Origin of the sequence: Mycobacterium paraffinicum (assembly GCF_025822865.1) — a bacterium.
GTDB lineage: Bacteria > Actinomycetota > Actinomycetes > Mycobacteriales > Mycobacteriaceae > Mycobacterium > Mycobacterium paraffinicum.
Genome location: NZ_JACKUR010000010.1, coordinates 71,481 through 94,190, shown reverse-complemented (window position 1 = coordinate 94,190; position 22,710 = coordinate 71,481). Strand labels below are relative to the sequence as shown.

At 68.3% G+C, this 22,710-nt stretch carries 21 protein-coding genes; 17 read left to right on the top strand and 4 right to left on the bottom strand.

Going from position 1 to position 22,710, the window contains the following annotated elements; all coding sequences use genetic code 11:
• Positions 1-15: 15 nt before the first annotated feature.
• Positions 16-1,122 (top strand): type III polyketide synthase, encoded by a 1,107-nt coding sequence (locus tag H7J89_RS00560; protein ID WP_264035630.1) that lies wholly within the window; start codon positions 16-18, stop codon positions 1,120-1,122.
• Positions 1,116-1,637, top strand: a complete 522-nt coding sequence (locus H7J89_RS00555) for an isoprenylcysteine carboxyl methyltransferase family protein (protein ID WP_264035629.1) — start codon at positions 1,116-1,118, stop codon at positions 1,635-1,637. Before H7J89_RS00560 ends, H7J89_RS00555 begins: the two co-directional genes overlap by 7 nt.
• 15 nt (positions 1,638-1,652) lie before the next feature.
• On the opposite strand, the gene H7J89_RS00550 is transcribed toward H7J89_RS00555, so the two are convergent.
• The gene (locus tag H7J89_RS00550) at positions 1,653-2,498 is read right to left on the bottom strand and encodes an SDR family NAD(P)-dependent oxidoreductase (protein ID WP_264035628.1); all 846 of its coding nucleotides are present in this window, start codon (positions 2,496-2,498) and stop codon (positions 1,653-1,655) included.
• 195 nt (positions 2,499-2,693) lie between these two features.
• On the opposite strand from H7J89_RS00550, the gene H7J89_RS00545 reads away from it, so the two are divergent.
• Positions 2,694-3,731 (top strand): alpha/beta hydrolase, encoded by a 1,038-nt coding sequence (locus H7J89_RS00545; protein ID WP_264035627.1) that lies wholly within the window; start codon positions 2,694-2,696, stop codon positions 3,729-3,731.
• A gap of 371 nt (positions 3,732-4,102) precedes the next feature.
• Entirely contained in the window at positions 4,103-6,769 is a 2,667-nt protein-coding gene (locus H7J89_RS00540; protein ID WP_264035626.1) for an FHA domain-containing protein, read from the top strand.
• Positions 6,770-6,791: 22 nt separating this feature from the next.
• Here the strand turns inward: H7J89_RS00540 and H7J89_RS00535 are convergent, their stop codons facing one another.
• Positions 6,792-6,956, bottom strand: a complete 165-nt coding sequence (locus tag H7J89_RS00535) for a hypothetical protein (protein ID WP_197500864.1) — start codon at positions 6,954-6,956, stop codon at positions 6,792-6,794.
• Between the two features lie 274 nt (positions 6,957-7,230).
• On the opposite strand from H7J89_RS00535, the gene H7J89_RS00530 reads away from it, so the two are divergent.
• The 9 genes from H7J89_RS00530 to fadD1 are packed head-to-tail and all read left to right on the top strand — an operon-like array spanning position 7,231 to position 16,282.
• Positions 7,231-8,409, top strand: coding sequence for an acyl-CoA dehydrogenase family protein (locus H7J89_RS00530; protein WP_264035625.1), 1,179 nt, complete (start codon positions 7,231-7,233; stop codon positions 8,407-8,409).
• A gap of 20 nt (positions 8,410-8,429) precedes the next feature.
• Complete coding sequence (locus tag H7J89_RS00525) at positions 8,430-9,548, top strand: acyl-CoA dehydrogenase family protein (protein ID WP_264035624.1); 1,119 nt, start codon at positions 8,430-8,432, stop codon at positions 9,546-9,548.
• Positions 9,545-10,054: a MaoC family dehydratase gene (locus H7J89_RS00520; RefSeq protein WP_264035623.1), complete on the top strand. Its 510-nt coding sequence runs from the start codon at positions 9,545-9,547 to the stop codon at positions 10,052-10,054. The genes H7J89_RS00525 and H7J89_RS00520 overlap by 4 nt, the downstream gene beginning before the upstream one ends.
• Before the next feature lie 7 nt (positions 10,055-10,061).
• On the top strand, positions 10,062-10,517 hold the full coding sequence (locus tag H7J89_RS00515; RefSeq protein WP_264035622.1) for a MaoC family dehydratase: 456 nt from the start codon (positions 10,062-10,064) through the stop codon (positions 10,515-10,517).
• Entirely contained in the window at positions 10,514-11,716 is a 1,203-nt protein-coding gene (locus H7J89_RS00510) for a thiolase family protein (protein ID WP_264035621.1), read from the top strand. Before H7J89_RS00515 ends, H7J89_RS00510 begins: the two co-directional genes overlap by 4 nt.
• 2 nt (positions 11,717-11,718) lie before the next feature.
• Positions 11,719-12,120, top strand: a complete 402-nt coding sequence (locus H7J89_RS00505; RefSeq protein WP_264035620.1) for a Zn-ribbon domain-containing OB-fold protein — start codon at positions 11,719-11,721, stop codon at positions 12,118-12,120.
• Positions 12,121-12,150: 30 nt separating this feature from the next.
• On the top strand, positions 12,151-13,107 hold the full coding sequence (locus H7J89_RS00500; protein ID WP_264035619.1) for an alpha/beta hydrolase: 957 nt from the start codon (positions 12,151-12,153) through the stop codon (positions 13,105-13,107).
• The gene (locus H7J89_RS00495; RefSeq protein WP_264035618.1) at positions 13,104-14,696 is read left to right on the top strand and encodes a flavin-containing monooxygenase; all 1,593 of its coding nucleotides are present in this window, start codon (positions 13,104-13,106) and stop codon (positions 14,694-14,696) included. The genes H7J89_RS00500 and H7J89_RS00495 overlap by 4 nt, the downstream gene beginning before the upstream one ends.
• On the top strand, positions 14,693-16,282 hold the full coding sequence (fadD1, locus tag H7J89_RS00490; protein ID WP_264035617.1) for a fatty-acid--CoA ligase FadD1: 1,590 nt from the start codon (positions 14,693-14,695) through the stop codon (positions 16,280-16,282). The genes H7J89_RS00495 and fadD1 overlap by 4 nt, the downstream gene beginning before the upstream one ends.
• On the opposite strand, the gene H7J89_RS00485 is transcribed toward fadD1, so the two are convergent.
• On the bottom strand, positions 16,258-17,133 hold the full coding sequence (locus H7J89_RS00485) for a DMT family transporter (RefSeq protein ID WP_264035616.1): 876 nt from the start codon (positions 17,131-17,133) through the stop codon (positions 16,258-16,260). The two genes, fadD1 and H7J89_RS00485, sit on opposite strands and share 25 nt — an antisense overlap.
• A gap of 257 nt (positions 17,134-17,390) precedes the next feature.
• On the opposite strand from H7J89_RS00485, the gene H7J89_RS00480 reads away from it, so the two are divergent.
• The 4 genes from H7J89_RS00480 (at position 17,391) to H7J89_RS00465 (ending at position 21,917) form a co-directional block, all read left to right on the top strand.
• A complete protein-coding gene (locus H7J89_RS00480; RefSeq protein ID WP_264035615.1) occupies positions 17,391-18,488 on the top strand; it encodes a ferredoxin reductase in 1,098 nt (365 codons plus the stop codon).
• Between the two features lie 16 nt (positions 18,489-18,504).
• On the top strand, positions 18,505-19,911 hold the full coding sequence (locus tag H7J89_RS00475; protein WP_264035614.1) for a fatty acid desaturase family protein: 1,407 nt from the start codon (positions 18,505-18,507) through the stop codon (positions 19,909-19,911).
• 130 nt (positions 19,912-20,041) lie between these two features.
• Entirely contained in the window at positions 20,042-21,406 is a 1,365-nt protein-coding gene (locus H7J89_RS00470) for a molybdopterin-dependent oxidoreductase (protein ID WP_372513691.1), read from the top strand.
• A complete protein-coding gene (locus tag H7J89_RS00465; RefSeq protein ID WP_264035612.1) occupies positions 21,399-21,917 on the top strand; it encodes a hypothetical protein in 519 nt (172 codons plus the stop codon). The genes H7J89_RS00470 and H7J89_RS00465 overlap by 8 nt, the downstream gene beginning before the upstream one ends.
• On the opposite strand, the gene H7J89_RS00460 is transcribed toward H7J89_RS00465, so the two are convergent.
• Positions 21,894-22,253 carry an SHOCT domain-containing protein gene (locus H7J89_RS00460; protein WP_264035611.1) on the bottom strand — a complete coding sequence of 120 codons (360 nt, stop codon included), beginning with the start codon at positions 22,251-22,253 and terminating at the stop codon, positions 21,894-21,896. The two genes, H7J89_RS00465 and H7J89_RS00460, sit on opposite strands and share 24 nt — an antisense overlap.
• Positions 22,254-22,710: the final 457 nt, after the last annotated feature.

Here is a 22,710-nt window from a genome sequence, read left to right as displayed (position 1 = left end):
GTCGTCGGCTTAGGCATGACTGCAACATCGCATCTCACATCCCCAGCGCGGGCCGTCCGGCGTGGCGGCGGCGCGCCGCACATCGCCGGCGCCGCGGTGGCCTTCACCTCGCACCGCTACGACCAGGACGAAGTCGCCCGCGAGCTAACCGAATTCGCCGACCCGCGGTTTATGCGCTTCGCGCAGACGACGGGGGTCGATCACCGCAGCCTCGCGCTGCCGCTCTCGCGTTACCCGCGGCTGAGTGGCTTCACCGAAGCGAACGACGCCTATCTCGAGGTCGCCGTCGACCTCGGCGAACGGGCGATTCGTTCGGCGTTGGCCGAGGCGGACATCGAACCACACGAGGTAGACACCATCGTGATGGTGTCCAGCACCGGCATCGCGGTACCCACCATCGACGCGCGTCTGATGACCCGAATCGGACTGCGGCCCAATGTTAAACGGGTCCCGCTGTTCGGCCTCGGTTGTGTTGCCGGGGCCGCCGGGATGGCGCGTGTGCACGACTATCTGCGTGGCTACCCGGGCCACGTGGCCGTGCTCCTGTCAGTGGAGTTGTGTTCACTCACGCTGCAGCGTGACGACACCTCGATTCCCGCCCTCATCGGTGTGTCGTTGTTCGGGGACGGCGCCGCCGCCGTGGTCGCCACGGGCGCCGACCGAATTCCCCTGGGCCGCAACGGCCGCCGAGCCCCGCGTGTCCTCGGGACCCGCAGTGCCGTGGTTCCGGAGACGCTTGACGTGATGGGCTGGAACGTGGGATCGGGCGGGTTTCAACTGGTGATGTCGCGCGACGTGCCGAAGATGGCCGACACCTACTTACGGGAAGAGGTCGACGGTTTTCTGTCCGACCACGGCTTGTCGCTCGCGGACATCTCGGCATGGGTGTGTCATCCCGGCGGCCCGAAAGTCCTCGACTCGATCGAGGACGCGCTGGCGTTATCGCCGGAGGCGTTGATCCACAGCCGAAACTCCATGCGCGACAACGGCAATATCTCCTCGGCATCCGTGCTCGACGTGCTGCGCCGGACCGTCGCGGATCCGCCGGCCGAAGGAACCTTCGGGGTGATGCTGGCGATGGGCCCGGGCTTCAGCTTCGAGCTGCTGCTGCTGCAGTGGTGAGGGGCGAGGCCGTGTACTACTACCTGTTGATTCTGGCGATCGGCGGCGAACGCCTGGTCGAGCTGGCGGTCGCGCAGCGAAACACCAGATGGTCACTCGCGCACGGGGGCAAGGAGTTCGGCCGGGACCACTACCCGGCGATGGTCAGCATGCATGCGCTGCTGCTGGTTTCGTGCGTCGTGGAAACCTGGGCGCTGCACCGGCCGTTCATTCCGTGGCTGGGCTGGCCCATGCTCGCTATCGTGGTGCTCAGCACAGTGGTGCGATGGCGCTGCGTGAGCGTCCTCGGCAGGCGTTGGAACCCAAGGCTAATCGTGATCCCGGATGCTCCGCTGATTAGCGACGGGCTCTATCGGTGGGTGCGCCATCCCAATTACACGGCGGTCGCGGCTGAGGTGGCGGCGCTGCCGCTGGTTCACTCGGCGTGGCTGACGGCAATCGTGTTCACCATCGCGAACGCGCTCGTGCTCAGGGTGCGCATCCGGGCGGAGAACGCCGCGTTGGGCCTGGTCTGAGGACTGCCCGGGATATCAAGGCGCGATGGGGCGATTCGTCCACTCGCGGTCGGGCCGGCGCGACGAGCGGAACCAACCGCCCGCCGCGCCGGTACCGCCGTCGGTCGGGATGGTGTGGCCGGTGACGAAGGCCGCCAAGTCGGAGGCCAGAAACAGGATGGCGTGGGCCTGATCCTCGGGCACGCCCATCCGGCCGACCGGCACCCACTGCGGCCACTGGGTCTGCTCATCGGCCGACAGCCACTGCGAGTAGGGCACCTGGAGGGATTCGGTGACGTCGGGGGCAATCGCGTTGACCCGCACCCCATGCGCGCCCACCTGCACCGCAAGGCTGCGGGTGAATTGGATTACGGCGGCCTTGAAAGCGGCATAGACCGGGTCCTCCGGGTAGCCGCGCAGGCCCTCGACGGAGGAAACGTTGACGATCGCGCCGGCCCGGCGGGCCACCATCGCCGGCAGAAAGGCGTGGGTGACCAGGAAGACGTGGTGCAGGTTGATCCGGTAAAGCTCGTCCCAGAACTTGGGGTCGGTGCTGACGAAATCTCCCGGATGGCGCAGCCAATGGCCCACGTTGTTGACCAAAACGTCTACCTGGCCGTAGCGGTCCAACACCGATCGCGCGAGGTCGTCGACCGCATCCGCATCACGGACGTCGGTAATCACCGCCACGGCCGATCCACCCGAGGCCGCGATGCCATCAACGGTGCCCGCGGCAAGTCCGCCGTCGATATCGACGATGACCACGTGTGCGCCATGCTGAGCGAACACCCGCGCGGTGGCCGCGCCGATGCCGCCGCCTCCGCCCGTCACCACGGCCACCCGGCCGCCGAGCAGCGGCTCAGCGCGCGTTTCGTCGCTCATCGCTCATATCTTGGCCCACCGGGCGGAGATCGGCCGGAAATCGGCCAGGCCCGGAGGCGGAAAGGTGGCGGAAAGGTCTTTTATACCCAGCCGCCCGCGTCGATAAACCGTGATGTAGCCAACATTCGTGCGACCTTCACCCGCAGTTTTTCCGGGCCATGGAGGGGTACTCCCTGCCCACTTAGGAGGGATTGCATGGTTAGCACCACCGATCCACGTCGCGTATTGCCAAGTCGCGCAATGAAGCGGCGAATCCACCATCGCCACAGTCCACAATCGGTCGCGGTCTCGTTGGCCAGCCGCCTGATCGTGAAAAACACCGTGCGCGCCTGGGCAATCACTCCGAACCTGCACTGGCCGTTCGAATACGTCGACGGGCTCGCGGGCTTGGCGCCGCGGCTCGGCATCGCCGCGGATATTGAACCGGTGCGGCTGGAAAACTGCGCCGCCGAGTGGGTTTGCGCCCACGGCGCGTCGACGGATCGGGCCATCCTCTATCTGCATGGCGGCGCCTTTTTGACCTGCGGCCTGAACACCCATCGCTCCGTGGTGACGCGTCTTTCGAAAGCCGCGGACGCCGCCGTGCTCACGGTCGGATACCGAAAGCTGCCCACGCACCAGATAACCGACGCGATCGACGACGGAATGAGCGGTCTGCGCTGGCTGCAGGATCGCGGCTTCGACGGTGACCAGGTAGTGGTAGCCGGCGATTCCGCCGGGGGATATCTCGCGTTCATGACCACGCTGCTGGCCATCAGCAATGAGCTGATGAGGCCGGCGGGGATTGCGACGATCTCACCGTTCACCGACGCCGACCCGGCACGAAAGCTGAAGCACCGCAACGCGCGCAAGTGCTCGATGTTCACCCGCGGGGCTTTATCGATGTTCGCCCAATACCTCAGCCAAGCGCAGCTTTTGGAGGGGCGCGGCGACTCCACCGTCGCCTCACCTGTCGACGCCGATCTCTCGTCGTTGCCGCCGGTGACCATCCACGCCAGCTCCGATGAGTTGCTGCTTCCGGATGCCGAGTTCATGGCAAAGCGGTTGGAAGCCAGCGGAATCCCGTGCGATCTGCACCTATGGGACGGACAGATCCACGACTTCCCGCTGGCGGCGGACATCCTGCCCGAGGGCAGGCGGGCCATCCGCTACATCGGCGATTTCATCAAGGACGTCACCGCAGTGCGCGAGTCGTGGCGCTATAGCCTGCACGCCACCGCGGCGGCCGGGTAGTAGAACCCGGAAAGCGCCTGCGGCGCGGGCTGATTCAGCGATGCCGAGCCGCGGCCACCACTGAAGCCCCCGGATTGGGGCCCCCGTCAGCATGATTCACGCTGCTCCCGCCAGTCGGGTGGGGCGTCTGGAGCGGCACACCATATCGGTATCGTCGCTGGGCGGCACGTCCGCTGGGGCGCGCTGCCGCTCCACGGCATCGGCGACGGGGTCGTCGTCAGGAAAATTATTGTCGCTCTCCGGCACGAACGGTGGCCTATGCGCCGCCCACGTCGGGGAACCCGGGGGCCAACACGCGCGTCGTAGCTGGTGGCGAGGCCCCGGCGAATTCGGCGTCCTGATTCTTGCGGCTGCCGATACAGTTGGTCCTGATGAGCCGACCAGCCCCGCCCGTGTTGACCGTGCGGTACGAGGGATCCGAGCGCACGTTCGCCGCAGGCAACGATGTTGCGATCGGGCGTGACCTTCGGGCCGACGTACGCGTGGCACATCCCCTGATCTCCCGCACCCACCTCATCGTCCGATTCGACCAGGGCCGATGGGTCGCCGTCGACAACGGCAGCCTGAACGGGCTGTTCGTCAACCATCATCGCGTGCCCATGGTCGACATCCAGGACGGCACGCGCGTCAACATCGGCAATCCGGACGGTCCGGCGCTGACCTTCGAGGTCGGCCGCCACCAGGGCTTGGCCGGGCGGCCCCCGCTGACGACGTCAATACCGATCGTCAACCCAGCCAGCGCGGCGAACCCCCGGGTGCCGCAGACCCAACCGCCCAGCGCGTCCTGGCCCGGCCAGCCCCAGCAGTCGCCGTCGGCCTCATTCCGGCAGCCCACGCATCAGCCCAGCGGACCGCAGCCCGTCCACCCGCCGAGCGGATCGATGCCGAGCCACCCGTCCGCCCCCCAGCCCCGCTACCCGACCGGTGGCCAACCGGCGGCCCCGCCGAGCGGGCCGCAACACGCCCCGCACATCTACCGCTCGTCGCCGATGAATGTCCCCCCGGCCCAGCCGCAGCCGGCCGGGCTGGAGACCGGGCGCGTCGGTGGTGATGCGGCGAACCTCGCGACGTCGATGCTGAAGATCCTGCGGCCCGGCAAAGCCGGGCTGGAGTCGACGCCGGGCGCGGTCAAAATCGGCCGGGCCAACGACAACGACATCGTCATTCCCGAAGTGCTGGCTTCGCGCCACCACGCCACCCTGGTCCCGACGCCGCGCGGCACCGAGATCCACGACAACCGCAGCATCAACGGCACCTTCGTCAACGGCGCGCGGGTCGACTCGGCGGTGCTGCACGACGGCGACGTCGTCACGATCGGCAACATCGACCTCGTCTTCGCCGGCGGCACGCTGGCCCGCCGCGACGAGAGCGCGACCGCCACCCCCACGGGCGGCCTGGACGTGCGCGGGGTGACCTGGACGATCGAGAACAACAAGACACTGCTCGACGACATCTCGCTGGGCGCGCAGCCCGGAACGCTGACGGCCGTCATCGGCCCCTCGGGTGCGGGCAAATCGACGTTCGCCCGGTTGGTCGCGGGATACACGCACCCGACCAGGGGCACCGTCGCGTTCGAGGGCCACAACGTGCACGCCGAGTACGCCTCGCTGCGCAGCAGGATCGGCATGGTCCCTCAGGACGACGTGGTGCACGGGCAGCTGACGGTGCAGCAGGCGTTGATGTACGCCGCCGAGCTGCGGCTGCCGCCGGACACCACAAAGGACGACCGGGCTCAGGTGGTGGCGCGGGTCCTCGAGGAACTCGAGATGACCCAGCACCTGCACACCCGGGTCGACAAGCTCTCCGGTGGCCAGCGCAAGCGCGCCTCGGTCGCCCTCGAGCTGCTGACCGGCCCGTCGCTGCTGATCCTGGACGAGCCGACCTCGGGGCTGGACCCGGCGCTGGACCGCCAGGTGATGACCATGCTGCGGCAGCTGGCGGACGCCGGACGTGTCGTGCTCGTGGTCACCCACTCGCTGACGTACCTGGACGTCTGCGATCAGGTCCTACTGCTGGCGCCGGGAGGCAAGACCGCCTTCTGCGGACCGCCCGGCCAGATCGGGCCGGCCATGGGCACGACGAACTGGGCCGACATCTTCAGCTCGGTCGCGGGCGACCCGGATGGGGCGAAGGCGCGCTACCTGGCGCGCACGGGCCCGCCGCCGCCGCCACCCCCCGCGCAGCAGCCCGCCGACCTGGGCGACCCGTCGCACACGAGCCTGTTCCGGCAGTTCTCCACCATCGCCAGGCGGCAGGTCCGGTTGATCTTCTCCGACCGCGGCTACTTCGTCTTCCTGGCGGTGCTGCCGTTCATCATGGGTTCGCTGTCCATGTCGGTGCCCGGCACCGTCGGGTTCGGCATCCCCAATCCCATGGGCGCCGCACCCAACGAGCCCGGGCAGATCCTGGTGTTGCTCAATGTGGGCGCGGTGTTCATGGGGACCGCGCTCACTATCCGCGACCTGATCGGTGAACGCCCGATCTTCCTGCGCGAACAGGCGGTTGGCCTGTCGACCAGTGCCTACCTGATGGCGAAGGTCTGCGTCTACACGGTTTTCGCGGTCATCCAATCGGCGATCGTGACCATCATCGTGCTGCTCGGCAAGGGCGGTCCGACCCAGGGTGCGGTGGCGCTGGGCCGGCCGGGTCTCGAACTGTTCGTCGACGTCGCGTTGACGTGCGTGGCCTCCGCGATGCTCGGGCTGGCGCTGTCGGCCATCGCCAAGTCGAACGAACAGATCATGCCGCTCCTGGTGGTGGCGGTCATGTCGCAGCTGGTGTTCTCCGGCGGCATGATCCCGGTAACCGGGCGGCTCGGACTGGACCAGATGTCCTGGGCGACCCCGGCGCGCTGGGGGTTCGCGGCGTCGGCCTCCACCGCCGACCTGACCAAATTGGTGCCGGGTCCGCTCAGCCCGAAGGATGCCCACTGGCATCACACGCCGGGCGCATGGTGGTTCGACATCGCCATGCTGGTGGTTATCAGCGTGTTCTACCTGAGCTTCGTCCGCTGGAAGATCCGCCTGAAGGGCGGCTGAGACCCCGCCGATTGAGGCCGGGTCACGCTCCCTTGCGGATTACCTGCTCCGCGGCCGTCCGCATGCGATCGGACAATTCCAGGAGTGCATGCTCGCCGACGCCCAGCGGCAGGGTGTACGCCAGTTGGCGCAACTCGACGGCATAGTTGCGCATGTCTTCGCGGAGACGGGTCTCAACAGTGGGCATGACTTCTCCCTGAGGCTGCGGCTGGGCAGAGTGCCTGGTCAGCATCGACCGGCCGATGTAAAAAGCTTGGCAGCCCGACCGCACATCTGCGAGAGCGCCGATACGAATTAACGGGAGTTTGACAGCGTATTTACAGTCGGGACGCTCAGATCGGCGCCGCGCGCCGAGCGCGACGTCACGACGAAATCCCTGGCGCGATGTCGCCGTGGCGTTACGCTGACGCTGCTTGGTGGAAAGCCTTTCAGAGAGGCTGCAGAAAGGCAGTGGCGCCCGAATGGATTTCGAACTCGACGCCGGGCAGCGCGCCTGGCTGGCCGAGGTCCGCGAGTTCCTGCACGACAACGTCACTCCGGAGCTGCGGGCCGAGCTCGCCGAGCACGACCTGGAGTTTCCCGCAGGCGAGGTGGCGCGGTTTCGTCGCAAGATCGGGGAAAAGGGCTGGTTCGGGCTGAACTGGCCCCGCGAGTACGGCGGGCTGGGGCTGGGCGCCATCCACCTGCACCTGTTGATGAGCGAATTCGAGTACTGGGGCGTCCCCGGGCCCGACCTGACGGTCACCTCCGTCGCGCCGATGATCATGCGCCACGGCACCGAACGGAACAAAACCGAATGGCTGCCGCTCATCGCGAGGGGCGAAATGGTCTGTGCCGTCGGATATTCCGAGCCCGAGGCCGGAACCGACCTGGCCAATTTGCGCACCAGCGCCGTCCGCGACGGCGACGAATGGGTGATCAACGGCACCAAGATCTGGAACAGCGGCGCCCAGCGCGCCACCCACGAGTGGCTCTGCGTGCGTACCGAACCGAACGCCGTTCGCCATCGGGGCATCTCGGTCATCATCGTGCCGATCGACAGTCCAGGCGTGACGATCAGGCCGCTGTACGCGTGGTCGGGCTATCGCACCAACGAGGTGCACTTCCGCGACGTGCGGGTGCCGGTCACCAACCTGGTCGGCGAGGTCAACCGCGGCTGGACGTACATCACCGGCGCGCTCGACCTGGAACGCGGCGCGCTGACCAACGCGGGCGACCTGCGCCGCGCGGTTGAGGAGCTGCGTGAGCTGGCGCGGGTGCCGCGCCGAGATGGCACGGTGCCCTCCGACAGCCCGTCGCTGCGGCGCCGGCTCGCGCAGGCGGAGGCCGACGTGGCGGTGGCCACCCTGATGGGCTACGAGGCCGCGTCGTTTCTCGACAGCGGCGTCATCCCTTCGGTGGAGGTCAGCGTCGAGAAGATCTTCACCAGTGAACTGCGTCAGCGCATCGCGGTGCTCGCGCTCGACCTGCTCGGCCCGGACGGTTTGTTGGCGCACCGCAGCCAAGAGGCGCCGCTGGGCGGCAAGTTCGAGCGGCTCTATCGGGCGGCGCCCCTGATGCGTTTCGGCGGCGGCACCAATGAGGTGCTCCGCGACATCATCGCCCAGCGCGGGCGCAAGATGCCCAGCTATGGGCGCTGACGGGAACGCACAGCAATCAGATGAAGGCGATACCCACCGCTGAGCAGCGCGAGTTCGCCTCCGCGTTGCGCGCCCTGCTGGCGGCCGAGAGCGCCGTGCCGTTGGTGCGCGCGCTGAACGAACCGGACGCCGACCGTCGTACCCCGGCGCTGTGGAAGGCGCTGACCGACGCGGGCGTCCTCGGGCTGGCCATCGCCGAGGAATACGGAGGGTCCGGCGGCTCGCTCGACGATCTCGCCGTCTTCTACACCGAGGCGGGGCGCGCGCTGTGCCCGACGACGATCCACAGCAGCATTCAAGCCGCGCTCGCGGTCGACCAGCTCGGCTCCCCGAATGCCAAGGGCACCTGGCTGCCGCCCCTGGCCCGCGGCGCCGTTCGCGGCACCACGGCGCTGTGGAGCGCCCGCGACGCCGCCGTGGTGTCGGCTGCACTGCGCGCCGACCCGGTGTCGGGGCAATGGCGGCTGAACGGCACCGCGGACTACGTCGCCGACGCCGACGTCGCAGACATCGTCGTGATTTCGGCTGCGGTGCAAGAGCATACGTTCGCTTTCATCGTCGACACCAAAGCAACCGGGGTGGTCACGAAACCGCTCGCCATGGCCGGCGGGAACCGGGCGTTTACCGTGCGCTTCGACGATGTCATGGTCCCCGCCGACGCGCTGCTCGGTGACGTCTCCGCCTTGAAACTGCGGCGGTTGGCCAATGCGGCGGTGGCGCTGGGATCGCTGGACCTGGTGGGAATCGGGCAGGCGGTCATCGACCGCACCGTCGAATACACCACGCTGCGTCACCAGTTCGGCCGTCCCATCGGGTCGTTCCAGGCCGCCCAGCATCTGGTCGCCGACATGCACATCGCCGTGGCGGCGGCGCGGCTGGCCGCGCACGCGGCGGTATTCTGGATCGCACGCGGTCGCACGGCGACCCGGGAGACCGCCATCGCGCGGATGCACGCGGCCGGCGCGGCCAGGCTGGTCACGCTGAATGCTCACCAATTGCACGGCGGCATGGGGTATGTCACCGAAACCGACCTGCATCTGTGGACCGAGCGGGCACGGCTGGGCTCGACGTGGGGCGGCGGGGCGGACGTCGCCGCATCGTGGCTGGAGGAGACCTTGGACTCGGAGGAGCCTGGATGAGCGCGAATGAACACGACAGCTTGATCGATGCCGAATCCGCGTCGCGCGTCGGCGCCGTCGCCGCCACGGCGACGGGTGAAATGAACCGGCGTGACTGGCAACGCTGGGCGGCGGCGATCGGTGACCACAACCCGTTATGGTTCGACCCGGACTACGCCAGGGCCAACGGCTTTCGTGACATCATCTGCCCTCCGCTTTTCCTGCAGTACGCGGTGCTCGGTGTTACGCACCTCGAGGCACTGCGCCCCGACGGTTCCTCCGGCGCGGTCTCGGGCAGCCTCGCCTTCCCGCGCGCTCCCAAGCGGATGGCCGGCGGCGAGAGCTTCACCTTCCACCTGCCGGCCTATCACCGCGACGACATCGAGATGGTGCGCAGCATCGAGTCGATCGTCGAAAAGCAGGGCCGCTCCGGCAGATTCGTGTTGGTCACCTGGCACACGGTTTACCGCAACCAGCACCGAGAGCTGCTCGCCGAAGCATCGACTTCGATGATCGCCCGTCCCTAGGAGCGTCATGGCCGGCCAAGTCTTTTATGAGGACGTCGAGGTGGGTGACGCGATGCCCGAACTCACCGTCACCGTCGACGAGACGCAGTTGTTCTTCTTCAGCGCCGCCACCTACAACGGCCACCGCATCCATTACGACAAGGACTGGGCGCGCACGGTCGAGGGCTACGACGACGTGCTGGTCCACGGCCCGCTGCAGGCCGCGCTTCTCGGCCGGGCCATCGGGGACTGGATCGGCGGGCGTGGCCGGCTGGTGTCGTTCTCCGTCCAGAACCGCGCGGTCGCCCACCCCGGCCAACCCCTGAGCTTCGGCGGCACGGTCACCGGCAAACGCCTCTCCGACCGGGGCGCCGGGCTGGTGGACCTCGACATCGCCGGTCGCCGCGAGGCGACGGTGCTGATGCCCGGCACGGCGACGGTCGAACTGCCCCGCCGCGGAACGCCTCGGGGAGCCGATCAGTGACCGGCCTGCGTGGTGATGCCGCGATCGTCGGCATCGCCGAGTTGCCGGCGCAGCGGCGGCCCACCCGCCCGCCGCTGTTCACCCTCGACCAGTACGCGATGCTCGCGCGGATGGCGATCGAGGACGCCGGCGTGGATGCCGCGTGCGTCAACGGCCTGCTGACCCACGGCATCGCCGAGTCGGCGATGTTCGCACCTGCCACCCTGTGCGAATACCTCGGCCTGCCACTCGATTTCGGTGAACGCGTCGACCTGGGCGGCGCAACGGCGGCGGGCATGATCTGGCGGGCCGCGGCCGCCGTGGAGCTTGGCATCTGCGACGCGGCCCTTGCCGTGGTTCCCGGATCGGCTGCCCAGCCGCAGTCCGAGAAGCGGCCACCGCCGGCCGCGAATTGGTATGGGGCGTCGTCGAACAACTATGGGTCGCCGCAAGCGGAATTCGAGATCCCGTACGGCAACGTCGGCCAGAACGCGCCCTACGCGCAGATCGCCCAGCGCTATGCGGCCGAGTTCGGCTACGACCCTGCGGCGGTGGCCAAGATCGCCGTCGACCAGCGCACCAACGCATGCGCCCACCCGGGCGCGGTCTTCCACGGGACCCCGATCACGGTCGACGACGTGCTCGCCAGCCCGATGATCGCCGACCCGGTCCACATGCTGGAGACCGTGATGCGGGTGCACGGGGGAGCGGGTGTGCTGATCGCCAACGCCGACATCGCCCGGCGCGGCCGCCACCGCCCGGTGTGGATCAAGGGCTTTGGCGAACATATCGCCTTCAAGACCCCGACCTACGCCGAGGACTTGCTGCACACCCCGATCGCCCGCGCCGCCGACCGGGCGTTCGCGATGGCCGGCCTGAACCGGCCCGAGGTGGACATGGCGTCGATCTACGACTGCTACACCATCACCGTGCTGATGAGCCTCGAGGACGCCGGCTTCTGCGCGAAGGGCGAAGGGATGTCGTGGATCGCCGACCACGACCTGACCTACCGCGGCGACTTTCCACTCAACACCGCCGGTGGCCAACTGTCGTTCGGGCAGGCCGGAATGGCCGGCGGCATGCACCACGTCGTCGACGGCGCCCGGCAGGTGATGGGCCGGGCCGGCGATGCGCAGGTGCGCGACTGCCACACCGCTTTCGTTACCGGCAACGGCGGCATCATGAGCGAGCAGGTCGCCCTGCTGATGCGGGGGGACTAGCGATGAGCATCCCCGTTCCCGAGCCGACGCCGGTGTCGCGGCCGTTCTGGGACGCCCTGGCCCAGCACCGCATCCTGGTGCAGTACTCTCCCTCCCTGGGGCGCTGCGTGTTCTACCCGCGCACTCTTGCCCCGGGAACATTGGCCGATGATCTGGAATGGCGCGAAATCGACGGCGCGGGAACGCTGTACACGTTCACGATCGCCCGCCGGCCCACCGGTCCACCCTGGGCCGATTCGCTACCGCAGCTGCCGGCCGTCGTTCAGTGGGACGCGGGACCGAAATTCAGCACCGAGCTGGTGGACGTCGACCCCGGCGACGTCCATATCCGCATGCGGGTCGAGCCGGTGTTCTACGATCTGCCCGAAGACGGAATCACCCTATTGAAGTACCGGCCGGCGTGACCGACTCAACGAGGAGTTCGGGAGGTGTACATGGACGATCCGTTTGACGGCGTCCAGGCGATGCTGCGCGAGTTGGATGCGGGATTCCCGCGCGTCGAGACCATGACCGCCGCGCAGGCCCGGGCCGCCGTCGCCCAGCAGCGCCGGCCCGTCGACAACATCGACGACGTGCACCGCACCGAGGACCGGTCGATCCCGGGCCCCGCCGGCACCATCCCCGCGCGGGTCTACTACCCGCACGGCGCGCCGCAGGAAGACCGCGCCGCGGTCGTGTTCTGCCATGGCGGCGGATTCGTGTTGTGCGACATCGAGTCCCACGACGGCTTCTGCCGCGCCCTGGCCCGCGGCACCCAGGCCGTCGTCGTGTCGGTCGGCTACCGCCTCGCGCCCGAACACCCGGCCCCCGCGGCCGCCATGGACGCCTTTGCGGCGTTCTGCTGGGTGCTCGACCACGCGTCCGAACTCGGCATCGACCCGACGCGGGCCGCCATCGCCGGTGACAGCGCCGGCGGCAACCTCGCCGCGGTCACCGCCATCCTGTGTCGTGAACGTGCCGTCGCCGCGCCGGCCGCGCAGCTCCTGATCTATCCGGTCATCGATCCGTCTTTCGACACCGACAGCTATCAACGCTGCGCCACCGGCCACTTCCTCACCAGCGCCGCCATGCAGTGGTATTGGCGCCAATATCTCGGCGCCCAAACGCTTTTGGACCAGGCCCACCTGGTGGCCCCGGCGCGCGCGGGGACGCACGCCGACCTGCCGCCCGCGGTGATCGTCACCGCCGGCCTCGATCCGTTGCACAGCGAGGGTTGCGGCTATGCGCTCCGGTTGCGCGAGGCGGGGGTGCGCGTGGTGCACCGCGACTTTCCGGACCTGTTCCACGGCTTCCTGACCATTCCGTCGTTTCCACCGGCGGCCTCGGCGCGTGACCTGATCTGTTCCGACCTGCGGGAGCTACTTCAGCCCACCCTCTGCGAGTCGGCATGACGCAAGCCGACGTGATCGTGATCGGCGCGGGGTTCGCCGGGCTCTACGCCGTGCACCGGGCCGTGTCGGCGGGCCTGTCGGTGATCGGCATCGAGGCGGCGCCGGACGTGGGCGGCACGTGGTACTGGAACCGGTACCCGGGCGCCCGGTGCGACGTCGAAAGTGTCGACTATTCCTACTCATTCGACGAGGAACTGCAGCAGAGCTGGACGTGGACCGAACGCTTCGCCGCCCAACCGGAGATCCTGGCCTACCTGCGCCACGTCGCCGACCGGTTCGATCTGCGCCGCCACTACCGATTCGGCGTCGACGTCGTCGGCGCCACCTTCGAGCAAAGCCAATGGCGGGTCCGCGCCCGCGACGGTCAGGCCTACGCCGCGCCGTTCCTGATCTGCGCGACGGGCTGCCTGTCGGCGGTCAACCGCCCCGACATCCCCGGCGCCGACGATTTCACGGGCGAGGTGTACTTCACCGCGGCGTGGCCACGCGAAGACCCCGACCTGCACGGCAAGCGGGTGGGCCTGATCGGCACGGGATCCTCTGGCATCCAAGCGGTTCCGATCGTCGCCGCGCAGGCGGATCGGCTGGTGGTATTCCAGCGGTCCGCGAACTACAGCATCCCGATGCCCAACCGCCCCTGGACGCCGGAGGAGCAGCAACAGATCCGGGAGCGGTATCCCGAGCGCCGCCGCGCCGCGGCGTACGCGGCCGCGGGCACCCCGCATGGCACGTACCACAAGAACGCGGTCGACACCGATCCACAGGAACGCGCCGAGGCACTGTGGCGCCGCTGGCGCGAGGGTGGGGTGCTGTTCGCAAAGACGTTTCCCGATCAGAACTCCGACCTCGCCGCCAACCACATCGCCCGGGAGTTCGCCGAGGAGCGGATCCGCGAAATCGTCGCGGATCCGGGCGTGGCCACCGACCTCATACCCGTCGACCACCCGATAGGGACGAAGCGAATCTGCACCGACGGCGGTTACTACGCTGCGTTCAACCGCGACAACGTCGCGCTGGTGAACCTGCGCCGCGAGCCAATCGAGGCGATCACCGCCGACGGCGTGCGAACCAGCGCCGCGACCTATCCCTGCGATGTGCTGATCTTCGCAACCGGTTTCGACGCGCTGACCGGCGCGCTGACCCGCATCGACCCGGAGGGGCCCGGGGGAGTGCGACTGCGCGACGTGTGGGCCGACGGACCCCTGACATTCCTCGGCCTGATGGTGCCGGGCCTGCCGAACCTATTCACCATCAGCGGCCCCGGCAGCCCGTCGGTGCTCGCCAACATGGTGCTGCACGCCGAGGTGCAGGTCGACTGGGTCGTCGAGCTGGTGTTGACCGCCCGCCGCCTTGGGGTGACGGAGGTGGAGCCCCGACGCGATGCCGCCGAGGCCTGGACCGACCACGTCGGGCAGGCGGCCGAGCGGACGCTCTTCCCGAAAGCGGCCTCGTCGTGGTACCTGGGCGCCAACATCGAAGGCAAGAAACGGATTTTCATGCCGTATGCCGGCGGGTTCGGCACGTATCGGCGCCACTGCGACGATGTGGCGCGTCGCCACTACGCCGGGCTGGTGCTGACCACCCGATGATCGAGACGGTCCAGCAGCTGCTGCGGCAACGTCGTGGCGACGACACCCCGGCCCTCTCGTCCGGCGAGCGCACCTGGACGTGGCGCGAACACCTTTCCGAGGCCGAGGGGGAGGCCGCCGCGCTGATCGGGATTGCCGACCCGGCGCGTCCGCTGCACGTCGGGGCCCTGCTGCCCAACTCCCCGGCGATGCTGCGCGCCATGGCCGCCGCCGCGCTCGGCGGCTACGTGCTGTGCGGGATCAACACCACGCGGCGCGGAGCCGGGCTGCTGGCCGACATCCGGCGGTCCGACTGCCAGCTGCTGCTCGTCGACCCGGAACACCGCGAACTGTTGGATGGCTTGGACCTCAACGGGATTCAGGTGCTGGACGTGACGGGTCGGCGCTACGCCGAACTGGTGGCCGCCGCGCCGCCCCTGGTTCCGCACCGCGAGGTCACCGGCGGGGACACGCTGATGATGATCTTCACCTCCGGGACCAGTGGTGACCCGAAGGTCGTCCGGCTCGCGCACGCGATGGCGGTCATGTGCGGTGCCAGCCTGATCTTCCAGTACGACGTCACCGCCGAGGACGTCTGCTACCTGTCGATGCCGCTCTTTCACTCCAACGGCATCGCCGCCGGATGGGCGGTCGCGATCGGTGCCGGCGCCACCATGGTGGCGGCCCGGTTCTCGCCGTCACGCTTCCTCGACGACGTGCGCCGCCACCGCGTGACGTACCTCAACTACGTCGGCAAGCCCCTCGCGTTGATCCTGTCCACCCCCGAGCGGCCCGACGACGCCGACAACACGCTACGGGTGGCGTTCGGCAACGAGGCGACCGACCGCGACATCGCCGAATTCGCAAGGCGTTTCGGTTGCCGCGTGGTGGACAGCTTCGGTTCGAGCGAGTTCGCGGTGATCATCGTCCGCGAGGACGGCACCCCGCCCGGATCGATCGGCAAGCCATATCCGGGCGTCAGCATCTACAACCCGTCGACGCTCACCGAGTGTGCGGTCGCGGAATTCGACGAACACGGGGCGCTGACGAACTTCGACGACGCGGTCGGTGAGCTCGTCAACACCCAGGGCGCGGGCCCGTTCGTGGGCTACTACAACGACCCGGCCGCCACCGCGCAGCGGATGCGGCACGGGATGTACTGGTCGGGCGATCTGGCCTACCGCGACGCCGACGGGTGGATCTACCTGGCCGGCCGCACCGCGGATTGGATGCGGGTGGACGGCGAGAACCTGGCGGCGGGGCCGATCGAGCGGATCCTGGAACGCCTGCCGGAGGTGAGCCAGGTCGCGGTCTACGCGGTGCCCGACGAGCGGGTCGGCGACCAGGTGATGGCCGCGCTGGTGTTGCGAGAGGGGGCGCGGTTGGGGCCAGCAGGGTTCGCGAGCTTCCTCGCCGCACAACCGGACCTGTCGCCCAAGGCCTGGCCGCGGTATGTGCGCATCAACGCCGAGCTGCCGACGACGGCGACCAACAAGATCCTCAAGCGGGCGCTGACGGCCGCGGGCGTCAGCGCCGAGGGTGGCGTGTTGTGGACGCGCCCGGCGCGCGGGACGGCCTACCGTCAGCTGACGGCTTCGTCGGCCTGAGCCGATTCGGGAACGTCCTGCGGCGCTTCACCGAACCGCGCCAGCACGAGCGTCGCCGACACCGCCACCACGAAGCCCGCGATGACCAGCCAGCCGAGCCCGTCGCGTGCGCTGTCGCCCAGCCACACCGCGCCGACGAACGCGGGCGCGATGGTTTCACCGATGACCATCCCGGCGACGGCCGTGGTCACGGACCCACGGTGCAGGGCGGAGGTCAGCAGCAGGAAACCGGCGGCCCCGCCCGCGGCCGCCGCGTACAGCGCCGGATTGGTGTAGAAGGCGCGTTTGGTCGGATCGATCACCTCGATCAGCCGCACGCCGACCTCGATGACCCCGAAACCGGTCCCCGCCGCCAGCCCCAGCGCCAGCGCGCGCGGCCGGTCCGGGAGTCGGCCCGTCACCGCACCGGCGATGAATATCGCCGCCACCACGCCGAGCAGCGCCCACCCGAGACCGGCCGGGGCGTGCCGGAAGTGTCCGGGCCCGGCCGCGAGCGCGAGGACGACCAGGCTCGCGCAGACCACGCCCACCGCGGTCCATTCGGATAGAGACAACCGCGCCGACAGCAGCCAGGCGGATGCGATGCCGGTGACGGCGATCGAGGCGGCCAGCGCCGCGGCGACCACATAGATCGGCACCAGGCGCAGCGCCGCCACTTGCAGGAGGAAGCCGACGCAGTCCAGTCCGATGCCGACGAGATACCGCCACTGCCGGGCGGCGCGTATCAACAGCACGGTATCGACGCCCGAGCCGCTGCCGGCTTCCACCGATCGCGTCGCCGCCGCCTGCAACACCGACGCGGTGCCGTAGCAAACCGAACAGCCCAACGCGAGGAGGAAGCCGATCAGCACACCTCGAACAATAGGCGTCAGCGCCGAGCGGTGCGGGGCGGGCGGCCGGCTGAGAATTCTCTGAACAAATGTTTGGGCGGGGTGCACTGCGGGCACGTCACACCTACGCATGGCGTCAGCTCCGGCCCGGCCGCGATCACGAGCAGTGAACAGCCATGCGTTCTTCCCATTGCCATTGAGTGTCTGTCGAGCAATGCGCTACAAGGCAATTCAATACGGACGTTTAAAGTGAGTGTACAACTGTGTACTCTTGCGGCATGGCTGAACGAGGCGCCGAGCCCCAGGTCCCACGGGGACGACGATTGTTCCTGCGGGCGGTGCGGCGCTTGTTCAGCCCGCTCCAGCCCGACGACTACCTCGAGATGATCAACCCGCTGTGGACCACCAAGGAGCTGCGCGGGAAGGTCGAAGCCATCGAGCAGCAGGGCTCGGAAGCGGCCAGCATTCTGATCCGTCCGGGATACGAGTGGCCGGGCCACAAGCCCGGTCAGTATGTGCGCCTCGGCGTGGTCATCGACGGCGTCTACCACTGGCGTGCGTACTCGCTGACGTCGGACCCCTCGCCCAAGGACGGACTCATTAGCGTCACGCCCAAGCGGGTCGACGGCGGCGCCGTTTCGCCGTATCTCGTGCACAAAATTCAGCCCGGCGATCTGGTGCGGCTCGGTGAGATCGAGGGGGTCTTCACGCTGCCCGAGCCCGTGCCGGACAAGATGCTGTTCATCAGCGCCGGCAGCGGCATCACGCCGATCATCAGCATGCTGCGCAGCCTCGATAGCCGCGACGAGTTGGGCGACGTGGTGGTGATTCATTCCGCGCGCACCCGCGAGCAGACCATGTTCGCCGACGCGCTCGACGAGCTCGCCGGCCGCCACGACGGGATGCGGCTGGACCTGCGCCTCACCTCCGAGCAGGGGCGGCTGACCCCCGAGGACCTCGATGACCTGTGCCCCGACTGGCGCGAACGCGAGGCGTTCTGTTCCGGTCCCGGTGAAATGCTCGACGCCCTGATCGAGCACTGGGAAGAAAACGGAGATCGCGAACGCCTGCACTTCGAGCGGTTCCAACCGAAGATAGGCGGCGACGCGAACGCCGGTGAGGGCGGCACGGTGTGCTTCCTCGACAGCGACAAGGAAGTCGAATGTGACGGCGGCACATCGATTCTCGAGGCGGGTGAGAAGGCGGGTCTCAATCTCGCATTCGGCTGCCGGATCGGCATCTGCCACACCTGTGTCGGCACGCTGAAGTCAGGCAAGCTCCGCGACCTGCGCTCGGGCGACGTGATCGAACCGACCGGACAGGACGTCCGAATCTGCATCAATACCGCCGAGGGCGGCGTCGAACTCGAACTCTGATCGAAAGGAGCGGCTTGTGACAACTGCCGTGAAGCGTGCCGGGGAGAGCCCACTGTCCCGACTGGGGGAACAGGAACTCGAAAAACTCGCGAAGGAATTCGACGCGATCCACGACGACGTGTTCGCCGATCTCGGCGACCGCGACCGGCGCTACATCAAGAACGTCATCTCGGCCCAACGGCAGATCGTCGTGGCCGGCCGGGTGCTGTTGCTGGCATCGCGATCGAAGACCGCGTGGCTGCTGGGCACCGCCTGTCTCTCCATGGCCAAGATTCTGGAGAACATGGAGATCGGCCACAACGTGATGCACGGTCAATGGGATTGGATGAACGATCCCGACATCCACTCCTCGGTCTGGGACTGGGACACGGCGTCGACCGCCGAGTCGTGGAAGCACTCCCACAACTACATCCACCACACGTTCACGAACATCCTCGGCAAGGACAAGGATCTCGGCTACGAGATCATGCGGATCGACCCCAACCAGAAGTGGGCTCCGCGCTACCTGGGCCAACCGATCTACAACCTGCTGCTGACGTTGCTGTTCGAGTGGGGTGTCGCCGTCCACGACATGGACATCGACGCGATACGCAAGCGGGAGAAGCCGTGGTCGGAGGTGCGCAAGGACCTGCGGGGCATCGGCGTGAAGGCTCGTGCGCAGATCTATAAGGACTACCTGGGTTGGCCGGCGATAAGCGCCGGGGCGTTCGCCCTCACCCAACTGGCGTTGCGCGGCCGGCTCGAGCAGCCGGCGCAGTCGCGCATCGGCAGGAGGATCCGTCGGGTCTCCAACAAGGGCAGGGCCGCCAAGGCAGCGAACTTCCTCGACAAAGTCGCGCCCGGCGTCGAAAGCACCTACCTGCGCACCCTGACCGCCGACGCACTGGCCAACGTCATCCGCAATGTGTGGGCGCACGCGATCATCTTCTGCGGCCACTTCCCCGACCAGACTTACACGTTCACGCAGGAAGAAGTCGAGAACGAAAGCCGCGGCGGTTGGTATGTACGCCAACTGCTCGGCGCCGCGAACATCGATGGCGGCCCGCTGTTCCACATCATCAGCGGCAATCTCGGTTACCAGGTGGAGCACCACCTCTACCCGGACATGCCGAGCAGTCGATACTCGGAGATCGCGCCGCAGGTCAAGGAAATCTGCGAGCGCTACGAGTTGCCGTACAACTCTGGCCGGTTCTCGAAGCAGTGGGCGATGGTGCACCGCAGCATATTCCGCCTGGCCTTCCCGGGCGGGAAACCCCGACCGAAGCCGGGCCCCTACCACGGCAACGTGCATCGGCCCGATCCCGAGCGGCCCAGCGAGGGCACGCGGTTCCGTGAGCGTGTCCCGGCCGAACACCCGGCCGCGGGACCCGAGCACGATTCCACGGGCGTCGAAGTCGAGCCCCCGCCCCGCGGCAAGGACTGACGCGCGGCGCCGAGTGCGGCGCCGATGCATGATTTCGGGGCGCCTCGTACCTAGGCCCACTCGCGCTGCGGCTTGAACAGACGCCGAATCTGAACCATTTTCGTCCGCCGGTCGTGGATGATCATCGATGATGCCCCGCATCCGCAGATCCGATATCTCAGACACCGGGCCGACGGCCGATTCCGGCGGCTTCGGGTTTCCCGCGCCGCTGTGGAGCTTGCTGGACAAGCACCCGCCGCCGGGAGTCAGGCAAGCACAACGGTGGCGCAGCCCGCTGCGGGGCCCGTGGCTGACATCCGTGTTCGGTTCGGTGCTGCTGGTCACGCTGCCGATCGTCATCGTCACCGGCTTGCTCTCGTACATCGCCTACGGACCTCGGTTCGGCCAGGCCATTCCGGGCGACGTCGGTTGGCTCAAGCTGCCCACGTTCGATTGGCCCACCAACCCGTCATGGCTGTATCGGCTGACCCAAGGACTGCACGTCGGGCTCGGGCTGGTCCTGATCCCGGTGGTGCTCGCCAAGCTGTGGTCGGTGATACCAAGGCTGTTCGCATGGCCGCCGGCCCGATCGATAGCCCAACTGCTGGAACGGGTTTCGCTGCTGATGCTGGTGGGAGGCATCCTGTTCGAGATCGTGACCGGCGTGCTGAACATTCAGTACGACTACATCTTCGGCTTCAGCTTCTACACCGCGCATTACTTCGGTGCGTGGGTGTTCATCGCCGGGTTCGTCGTGCACATCGCGATCAAGATCCCGGCCATGTGGTCCGGACTGCGCTCGATCTCACCGCGCGACGTCCTGCGTACCGGGCGTGCGGACACCGCAGCCCAGGCGTGGGAGCCGGACGGGCTGGTCGCCGCGGACCCGCACCCCGCGACGATGAGCCGCCGCGGGGCCCTGGCGCTGGTGGGCGGCGGTGCGCTGTTCATGGCGGTCATCACCGCCGGCCAGACGCTGGGTGGCTATACGCGGCCCGCCGCGCTCCTGCTGCCGCGGGGGCGCATCCGTGGCGACGGGCCCAATGACTTCGAGGTCAACCGGACCGCGGCGGTCGCCGGCATTTCCGCTGAGAACACCGGCGAGCGCTGGCGGCTCACCGTGACCGGAGGTCCCCGTCCCCTGGCGCTGGGTCGCGCCGCGCTGCTGGCCATGCCGCAGCACACCGCCGTCCTGCCGATCGCCTGCGTGGAAGGCTGGTCCACCACCCAAGCCTGGACCGGGGTGCGGTTGGCGGACCTGGCCCGGCTCGCCGGCGTTTCCGCGCCGGAGTCGGCTCGCGTCGCGTCGCTGGAGCGCTTCGGCGCATTCGGCCGCGCAACACTGCAGGGAAGTCAGGTGCTGGACCCCGATGCGCTGTTGGCGTTGCGCGTCAACGGCGCCGACCTGTCGCCGGACCATGGCTTCCCGGCGCGCATCATCGTGCCGGCGCTGCCCGGGGTGCACAACACCAAATGGGTGGAGTCGATAGCCTTCCGGCCGGCCGCAAATGCGTAGCGCCCGAGCGGTTTTCGCAAGGGCGTACGGGTCTCACCCGATGCATCTACTGACCCTGACCGCCGGGTTTGCGCTCCTGGGCTACGTGCTGGTCACGATCAAACCGGCCGCACTGTGGAACCCACAGGTGTGGTGGCAGTCGATCATCGTGTGGTTCACCGCGGCCATCGTCGCCCACGACCTGGTCTTGTTCCCGATCTATGCGTCGCTCGACCGGCTGCTGGGGACCGTTGTCCGGCCCAAGACGCCACCCGTGCCGGTGCTCAACTACATCCGGGTGCCCGCGCTCGGGGCGGGCCTGACGCTGCTGGTGTTCCTTCCGGGCATCATCGAGCAGGGCGGTGCCACCTATTCGGCCGCGACCGGTCAGACACAGGACCCCTTCTTGGGTCGCTGGCTGCTGCTGACCGCGGCGATGTTCGGCGTCAGCGCCGCAATCTACGCGGTCCGCGCGGGAACGGCGCGCCGGCGGACTGGCACGCCCGCCCTACATGTTGGCGATGATCTGTAGGCGCCGGGCGCTGTACTCAGTGTCGGAGATGGCGCCCTTGGCGTGCAGATCCTCCAGCTGGCTGAGGCGCTCGGAAAGCGGTGGCCCGGAGAGCGGGAGTGCGGCCGGGTGGGGGCGGATGCCGCCGTGCTGCTGCAGGGTGCCCCCCTTGGTGGTCCAGCCCGCGCCCAGGTCGATGAGGCGCAACGCGAAAAGCACGCCGGCGCCCGTGATCGGCAGCCCAAGGTAGAGCATCCACCCCAGCGGCACGCCGGCCCGGCTCAGCGCGAAGTAGCGCGTCAGCAGCACGAGCGCCAGCATCCCGCCGGCCAGCAGCACGACGACCTTGCTTTTCATCGGCGGTATACCTCCGTGTGGTTCGCTGCGGGCGGCAGCGGTGGTTGGGCAAGTCCAAGCCACCGGCGCCGCTACCGATCCCAAAGGGCGCCGGGCGACTTCACCGTCGCGGGCCACCCTTGGAGGATTCTTGACGATTTCTAGGAGTGTTCTTTTAGCTGCGCGCGCGTTTCTGCGCACCGCCTTTCGACTAACTACAGTGGTGAGGCGTGGGAAACGGACAAGCCAGGACGGCGGCGGCGCTCTGCGCCTGCGGGGCCGCGCTGGTCTTGGCGTTCGGTTGGTCGGCCGGCGACGTGGCCGTTTCCGTCGCTTCGTCATCGAGGGTGACGCCGGCACCGCCGACGCCAGGTGGCGCCCTGCCCGTGCAGCCCGCCGGCGGGGGCGGTTGCATCATCGGCCTCAACTGCGGTTGCGTTCACAATTGCCACAAACCCCGCCCGCGTCCGCCGGACGT